Annotated in this window: 7 protein-coding genes; all 7 read right to left on the bottom strand. The window is 74.4% G+C overall.

All coding sequences use genetic code 11. From position 1 onward, the window contains the following. Positions 1–162 precede the first annotated feature (162 nt). On the bottom strand, positions 163–2,655 hold the full coding sequence (pheT, locus tag ABZ914_RS36215) for a phenylalanine--tRNA ligase subunit beta (protein ID WP_500198816.1): 2,493 nt from the start codon (positions 2,653–2,655) through the stop codon (positions 163–165). Beyond that, the gene (pheS, locus tag ABZ914_RS36210; protein WP_387030486.1) at positions 2,655–3,764 is read right to left on the bottom strand and encodes a phenylalanine--tRNA ligase subunit alpha; all 1,110 of its coding nucleotides are present in this window, start codon (positions 3,762–3,764) and stop codon (positions 2,655–2,657) included. Before pheS ends, pheT begins: the two co-directional genes overlap by 1 nt. A 135-nt stretch (positions 3,765–3,899) precedes the next feature. Then, positions 3,900–4,991: a sensor histidine kinase gene (locus tag ABZ914_RS36205; protein ID WP_500198814.1), complete on the bottom strand. Its 1,092-nt coding sequence runs from the start codon at positions 4,989–4,991 to the stop codon at positions 3,900–3,902. 395 nt (positions 4,992–5,386) lie between these two features. After that, a complete protein-coding gene (locus tag ABZ914_RS36200; protein ID WP_500198812.1) occupies positions 5,387–5,947 on the bottom strand; it encodes an STAS domain-containing protein in 561 nt (186 codons plus the stop codon). A gap of 331 nt (positions 5,948–6,278) precedes the next feature. Further along, positions 6,279–7,094 carry a TrmH family RNA methyltransferase gene (locus tag ABZ914_RS36195; RefSeq protein ID WP_190856577.1) on the bottom strand — a complete coding sequence of 272 codons (816 nt, stop codon included), beginning with the start codon at positions 7,092–7,094 and terminating at the stop codon, positions 6,279–6,281. 34 nt (positions 7,095–7,128) lie between these two features. Beyond that, a complete protein-coding gene (rplT, locus tag ABZ914_RS36190; protein WP_151544049.1) occupies positions 7,129–7,497 on the bottom strand; it encodes a 50S ribosomal protein L20 in 369 nt (122 codons plus the stop codon). Between the two features lie 69 nt (positions 7,498–7,566). After that, complete coding sequence (gene rpmI / locus ABZ914_RS36185) at positions 7,567–7,761, bottom strand: 50S ribosomal protein L35 (protein WP_067468638.1); 195 nt, start codon at positions 7,759–7,761, stop codon at positions 7,567–7,569. Positions 7,762–7,897: the final 136 nt, after the last annotated feature.

Genomic DNA, 7,897 nt, shown 5'->3' with positions numbered 1-7,897 from the left:
CCTCCACGCCGCTCTCCCTAGCTGTCTAGGGAGCGGGTAGTCTCCGCGGCCCCCCGGGACGGAAGCCTGGCCCCCGCGGGCTGAACACAGGGGTGCCCGGGGCCGGCGGCAGGCCGGGGGCACGTCCCAGCGGATCAGGCGCCTCGGATCAGGCGCCGCGGATCAGGCGCCTCGCAGCACGGCGCCGGTGCGGTCGGCCGCGACGGCGACCGCGGCGTCCCGGGCCTGCGACGCCTCCTCGGCGGTGAGGGTGCGGTCCGGCGCGCGGAACCGCAGCGAGTAGGCCAGGGACTTGCGGCCCTCCCCCACCTGCTCACCGGTGTAGACGTCGAACAGCCGGATCGCCTCCAGCAGCTCGCCCGCGCCGTCGCGCAGCGCCGCCTCCACCTCCGCGGCGGGCACGCCGGAGTCGACCACGAGCGCGACGTCCTGCGTGGCGACCGGGTAGGTCGACACGTGCGGCGCGCGCACCTCCACCGGCTCGCCGAGGCGGCGCAGCTCCAGCTCCATCGCGCAGGACCGCGCCGGCAGGCCGTACGCCTTGGTGACGCGCGGGTGCAGCTCACCGGCGTGCCCGACGAGCGCGTCCCCCGCGTACAGCGCGGCGCAGCGGCCCGGGTGCCAGGGCGCGTGCCGGTCGGCCTTCACCGTCAGCTCCACGCCGACTTCGGCCGCCACCAGCCGCGCGGCCTGCACCGCGTCCGCCCAGATCGCCGGGCGCCCGCCGCCCCACCAGCCCGAGGGCTCGCGGTCGCCGGACAGCACGACCGCCACCCGGTGCGGCTGGTCGGGCAGCGCCGCCTCGACGGACGCGACCTCCTCGGCCGTCGGGCCGCGGTCCACCGCGAGGCGCGGCGACCGCTCCGGCGCGTCCGGACGCGGCCGGAACACCACGCCCAGCTCGAACAGCGCCGTGTCGGGGAATCCGCGTCCCACGTTGTGCGCCAGCGTCCGCAGCAGGCCCGGCAGCAGCGTGGTGCGCAGCAGCGGCTCCTGCTCCGACAGCGGGTTCGCCAGCCGCAGCGCGCGCCGGCGCGCGTCGTCGGCGGGCAGCTGCAGGTCGTCCCAGTCCTTCGCGGAGACGAACGGGAACGCCAGCACCTCGACGTAACCCGCGCCGGCGAGCACGCGGCCGACCCTGCGGCGCAGCCGCTGCTGGATCGTCAGGCCGCGCCCGGCCGACGGGCGCGGCGCGCGCGCCGGGATGTCCTCGTAGCCTTCGAGGCGGATGACCTCCTCGGCGAGGTCGTTCGGGTCGGTCAGGTCCGGCCGCCACGACGGCGGCGTCACCATGAGGACGTGGCCCTCGCCGGGACCGGAGCCCTCGACGGCGCAGCCGACCTGCTCCAGCCGCCGCACGACCGCGTCCCGCCCGTAGGTCACGCCCGCCACCCGGTCGGGGTGCCCCACCGGCATCGTGATCGTGACCCGCTCGACCGGGGCTTCGGCGTGCGTGACGCCCGGCGCGATCTCCGCGCCGCCCAGCTCCGCCAGCATCCGCGCCGCGCGGTACGAGGCGTACAGCGGCAGCTCGCGGTCGACGCCGCGCTCGAACCGGTACGACGCCTCGCTGTGCAGCTTGTGGCGGCGGCTCATCCGGGCGGTGCCGATCGGGTCGAAGTGCGCGGCCTCGATGACGATGTCGGTCGACCGGTCGTCGATCTCCGTCGCGAGACCGCCCATCGTCCCGGCCATCGAGATCGGGCCCGACTCGTCGGTGATGAGGATGTCCTCGGGGTCCAGCTTGCGCTTGACGTGGTCGAGGGTCTCCAGGCTCTCGCCCTTCTCGGCGCGCCGCACCACGATCGGGCCGGTGAGCTTCACGCGGTCGAACGTGTGCAGCGGCTGCCCGAGCTCCAGCATCAGGTAGTTCACGATGTCGACCGCCAGCGACACCGGCCGCATCCCCGCGCGGTGCAGGCGGACCTGCATCCACATCGGGGTCCGCGCGTCTGGGTCGAAGCCGCGCACCTCCCGCAGGACGATCCGGTCGCACGCGGTCGGGTCGCCGATCGTCGCCGGGTACGCCTCGCCGTTCTTGGCGGGCAGCTCCACGTCCGCCGGGTCCTTGAACGGGACGTCGTAGGCGATCGCGGCCTCCCGCGCGATGCCGCGGATGGACAGCGCGTAGCTGCGGTCCGGGGTGACGGCGATGTCGAGGACCTCGTCGCGGATGCCGAGCAGCTCGACGGCGTCGGCGCCGACCGGCGCGTCCGGCGGCAGCACGAGGATGCCGCTGTGGTCGTCGCCGATGCCGAGCTCGGTGACCGAGCAGATCATGCCCTCGGACATCTTGCCGTAGGTCTTGCGGGCGCCGATCTCGAAGCCGCCGGGCAGCACGCCGCCGGGCAGGATCACCACGACCCGGTCGCCGGCCTCGAAGTTCGTCGCGCCGCAGATGATGTTCTGCGGCTCGCCGGTGCCGTTGGCGTCGCCGACGTCGACCCGGCAGTAGCGGATCGGCTTCTTGAAGCCGGTCAGCTCCTCGAACTCGAGGACCTCGCCGACCACGAGCGTGCCGGAGATGTCGGCGCCGGCCTGCTCGACCGTCTCGACCTCCAGGCCCGCCGCGATCAGCCGGGCGGCCAGGTCCCGGCCGGTCACGCCGGCCGGCAGCTCGACGTGCTCGCGCACCCAGGAAAGCGGGGCCCGCATCAGATCTCCATCCCGAACGGGAGGGTGAACCGGACGTCGCCCTCCACCATGTCGTACATGTCCTCCACGCCGTGCCGGAACATCAGCGTCCGCTCGACGCCCAGCCCGAACGCCCAGCCGCTGTAGCGGTCCGGGTCGACGCCGCAGGCCACCAGCACCCGCGGGTTGACCATGCCGCAGCCGCCCAGCTCGATCCAGCCCTCCGAGCCGCAGGTGCGGCACGGTTCGCCGCCCGGCTCGGCGGACGCGCCGCGGCACACGAAGCACTGCATGTCCACCTCCGCCGACGGCTCGGTGAACGGGAAGTACGACGGCCGGAACCGGGTCTTCAGCCCCGCGCCGAACATGCCGGTGACGAACGCGTCGATGCCGCCGCGCAGGTCCGCCATCGTCAGGCCCTCGTCGACGGCGAGGCCCTCCAGCTGGTGGAACACCGGGCTGTGCGTGGCGTCCAGCTCGTCGGTGCGGAACGTGCGGCCCGGCGCGACCACGTACACCGGCAGCGGCCGCGACAGCAGCGACCTGATCTGCATCGGCGAGGTGTGCGTACGCATCACCAGCCCGGACTCCTCCGACTCCACGAAGAAGGTGTCCTGCATGGTGCGGGCCGGGTGGTCGGGCAGGAAGTTCAGGGCGTCGAAGTTGAACCACTCCGCCTCGACCTCGGGGCCCTCGGAGACCTCGAAGCCCATCGCGACGAAGACGTCGGCCATCCGCTCCTGCATGGTGGTCAGCGGGTGCCGGGCGCCGCGCGGCGCGCGGTCCCAGGGCAGCGTGACGTCGACGGTCTCCTCGACGAGGACCCGCTGGTCCCGCTCCTCCTCCAGGACGGCCTGGCGCTCCTTCAGCGCCTTGGACACCGCGCCGCGGGCGGCGCCGATGCGCTTGCCCGCGTCGGCGCGCGCCGCCGGCGGCAGCGCGCCTATCTCGCGGTTGGCGAGGGCCAGCGGGGAACGGTCGCCGGCGTGCGCCAGGCGGACCTGCTTGAGTGCGTCGAGGTCGGCGGCCGCGGCGATCGCCGCGAGCGCCTCGTCGCGGGCCCGGTCCAGCTGCTCGGGCCGCAGCGCGGAGACCTCGACGGGGTCATAGGACTTGTTGGGTGCAGACATGGTGGTGTGATCGACTCCGGTCGGCGTGGGACGCCCGCAGTCTAGTGCGCGGGCGGTGAGGATCCGGAAAGCGTGCGCGTGACGCGCGGCCCGCCCGGAGCCCTTCCGCTGCCGCGGGCCGCGCCCGGGACGGGCTCAGCTCGCGTGGTCGGGGGCCCCGGCGGGCACGGTAAATCGGAACTCGGCGCCGCCGCCGGGCGCCCGCCGCACGGTGATCGCGCCGCCGTGCGCCTCGACCAGGCCCTTCACGATGTACAGGCCGAGGCCGGTGCCGCCGCGCCGGTTGCCGCCCGGGCCGCGCCAGAACTGCCGGAAGACGCGCTGGACGGCCTCGGGCGGTATGCCCTCGCCCTCGTCGCGCACCGACACGGCGGCCCCCTCCTTATGCGCGTCCGGCTCTACCACGATGGTGACGGTCCCGGCGCCGTGCCGCACCGCGTTTTCCACCAGGTTGCCCAGGATCTGGTCCATCTTGTCGGGATCGAGCCACATCTCGGGCAGTTCCCCGCGGACCTCGAACCGGAACCGGTCCTCGGCGTCGCCGGCGGCGACCCGGCCCGCGATGACCTTGCGGACCTCCTCGGGCAGGTCGACGACCTGGCGGCGCATCTCCAGCCGGCCCGCCTCGATCCGGGACACGTCCAGCAGCTCGGTGATCAGCCGGGTGACGCGGTCGGCGTCGGCGTTGACGGTCTCCAGCATGACCCGCTTCTGGTCGTCGTTGAAGCGGTGCCACTTGGCCAGCAGCGTCGCGGTGAAGCCCTTGACGCTGGTCAGCGGGGAGCGCAGCTCGTGCGCGACGGTCGACACGAGGTCGGCGCGGTCGCGCTCCTGGCGGGCGCGGTGCTGCGCGTCGCGCAGGCAGACGGTGAACCGCTCGACGCGGCCGCCCTCGCCGCGCCGATACCCGGCGGTCACCAGCAGCTCGGTGCCGCCCACCAGGAACAGCGCCCGCTCGGGGTGCCGGGTGCGGGTCGCGAGGCCGTCGTAGGGCGACAGGCACTTCCACCAGTCGCGGCCTTCGGCGTCGTGCAGCGGCAGGACGTCGCGGAAGTCGCGGCCCAGCGCGGCCGCGGCGGCGATCCCGGTCATCCGCTCGGCGGCGGCGTTGAACACCACGACGCGGGCGTCGCGGTCGGCGACCAGCAGCCCGTCCGGCAGGTCGTCCACCTGCCCGGGCTCGAAGAGAGCGCGCGCGGCCACGCCGGGGGGTTCCTCTCCGCCCACAGCGGCCTCCAGAACACCGGTAGAGCGCGGCCTGTCGAGAAGAGACTCTATCCGCAGTCGGGCCCCTTGCGGGACCCGGAGAACGCCTAGCGGCAAGGCATTTGTAGCCACCGGGCAGGTCCCGGGCGGGCCTCCCTGGACCGGCTCCGGGCGGTGCGGCGCGCGCCGCAGAGAGCATGATCGACACGGCCCCGACCCTGACCTGCGCGACCGGGGCCGCGGGACCGTCCCCGGCCGCGCCCGATCATGCTCGCGGCCGGGCATGCCCGGCCCCGCTTCGACGTGGTCCGGGCGTGCCCGGTCCTGCTTCGACGTGGCCCGGGCGTGCTCGGTCCTGCTTCGGGCGTGCTTAGACGGGCTTCGGCGTGCTTCGACGGTGTCGTACGTGCCGGTGCTCAGCGGGAGCCGGTCGGCGAGCCCTGGCCCGCGAGCGCGGCCGCCACGTCCGCATGGACCGTGAACAGCCGGTGCAGGCCGGTGATCCGCAGCAGCCGCAGCTGGGCGGGCCGGACGCCGGCCAGCACGATCTCGCCGCCGGTGGCGGAGATCTCGTTGTGCGCGCCGACCAGCGCGCCGAGGCCCGCGGCGTCGCAGAACGGGACGGCGGCGAAGTCCAGCACCAGCCGGCGCGCCCCCGCGCCGTGCGCCTTGACCAGCCGGGCCCGCAGGCCGTCCGCGGTGTGCAGGTCGATCTCGCCGGTCACCGTGACGACGGCGGTCCCCGGCCGCCGCTCGGCCACCTCGATCTCCAGGCCGGCCACCGGGCCGGACGTCCACGCGGCGGCCACGTCGGGCGCCGCCGCGCCGAGAGCCCCGGCCCCCGGCGAGAACGTGCCGGGCGCCGCGGAGGCGCGGGGCGCGGCCTGGCCGGCGCCCGTCCGGCACCGGATCTCCGGCGCGCGACGGCCCGGCCGTCTCGCCGGCCTGGTCTCCTCGGTCATCACGTTCGCCCCCACTTCGTGCGGCTCCCTTGCCGCCCTGGTCAACGCCCCTGGTCAACACCGTAGGCAGCGGGCCGGAGCGGTGGAATCCACCGCCGGACCGGTATCCGCTCCTACCTGGGAATGAGTTCCCCGCGTCGGCGGGCCCCCTGCCCCTCCGTCCGCGGGAAGACCATCTTCGCAGCTCACATGCCACGAAACGGCCTCGAATGCGACCGCTTGCGGCCAACCGGCCACGGAACGCATTGAACCTTCGCGGCCGCTCCTACGTGACCGCCCGTTCGCCCGTGTCCGAGAAACGCCACGGGCCTGCCGGGTGCCGCGCCGCTCCAGGCGCGCGGCCGTCTCAGCCCCGGCGCTGCGCCCGCGCCGAGGCGTACAGGCAGACGGCCGCGGCCGTCGCCAGGTTGAGGCTCTCGGCCCGGCCGTAGATCGGCACCCGGACGACCTCGTCCACGTGCCGGAGGATCTCCTCGGGCAGGCCCCACGCCTCGTTGCCGAACACCCAGGCGGTGGGCCGTGCCAGCAGCCCCTGGTCGATGGCGTCGTCCAGGGTCCGGTCGCCCGCGCCGTCGGCGGCCAGCACCGTCAGCCCCGCCCGCTTGAGCTCGGGGATCAGGGTGTCGAAGCGCGGGCCGACCACGACCGGCAGATGGAACAGGCTGCCCGCCGAGGCGCGCACGCACTTGCCGTTGTAGGGGTCGACGGACGCGTCGGTGAACACCACCGTCTCCGACCCCGCCGCGTCGGCGGTGCGCAGCACCGTCCCGGCGTTGCCGGGGTCGCGGACGTGCGCGAGGACGGTCACCAGCCGCGGTCCGGCCTCCAGCGCGCCGGCCAGCGGGACGTCCACGAACTCGCAGACCGCCAGCAGCCCCTGCGGGGTGACGGTCTGCGCCAGCTCGGCCATGATCTCGCCGCTGACCCGCAGCACCGGGACCCCGGCGCGCTCGGCGGCGCCGACCAGCTCCGGATGGCGGGTCTCGGCCTCGGCCGTGGTGAACAGCTCGGCCAGCCCGCCGGGGATCTCCAGCGCCTCCCGCACCGCCTGCGGCCCCTCGGCGAGGAACCGCCCCTCACGGCGCCGGAAGGCGCGTTTGGCGAGCCGGCGAGCGGCCTTCACCCGTGGTGATCGGATAGAGGTCAGCTCGCGGCCCGCCATGTCGCCGTACTCGCCCGTCGCCAGGTCGCCCGGCTCAGGCGGCCTCCGCCGGGAGCGCGTCCTTGGCCACCTTGACCAGGGCGGCGAACGCGGGGGCGTCGTTCACGGCGAGCTCGGCCAGCATGCGCCGGTCGACCTCGACCTCGGCGGCCTTCAGGCCCTGGATGAACCGGTTGTAGGTGATGCCGTTGGCGCGGGCCGCGGCGTTGATCCGCTGGATCCACAGGCGGCGGAACTGGCCCTTGCGGTCCTTGCGGTCCCGGAAGGCGTAGGTCATCGAGTGGAGCTGCTGCTCCTTGGCCTTGCGGTACAGCCGCGAACGCTGGCCGCGGTAGCCGCTCGACCGCTCCAGAACGACCCGACGCTTCTTGGCGGCGTTGACCGCCCGCTTCACGCGTGCCACGTGCTGAACTCCTTCGTGGGGGCCGGTGCCGTCCTGGCGCCGGCCGGTCGTCGATGTTGCCGGTCGGTGCTACTTGCGCAGCAGCTTCTTGATGTTCTTGGCGTCGGCGTCGGCCACCACGGCCGGGCCGGACAGGCGGCGCGTCCGCTTGGTGGGCTTGTGCTCGAGCAGGTGGTTCTTGTTGGCGCGGCGGCGCATCACCTTGCCGGAGCCGGTCAGCTTGAAGCGCTTCTTGGCACCGCTGTGGGTCTTGGTCTTCGGCATGGTCGCCGTCGTCTCCCTCGTTCCCGGGCCCCCGTGCGGCGGCACGGGAGCGCACCTGATCGGCACGCCGCGTTCGGACGCGTGCGACGCGCCAGGTCAGGCTTCAATGTACGTGCGTAACGACCCCGCGGAAGCC

The organism is Spirillospora sp. NPDC046719 (assembly GCF_040645715.1).
Taxonomy (GTDB): Bacteria; Actinomycetota; Actinomycetes; order Streptosporangiales; family Streptosporangiaceae; genus Spirillospora.
Note: the sequence above shows the minus strand (reverse complement) of the source record. Positions and strands in the feature narration are given on the sequence as shown.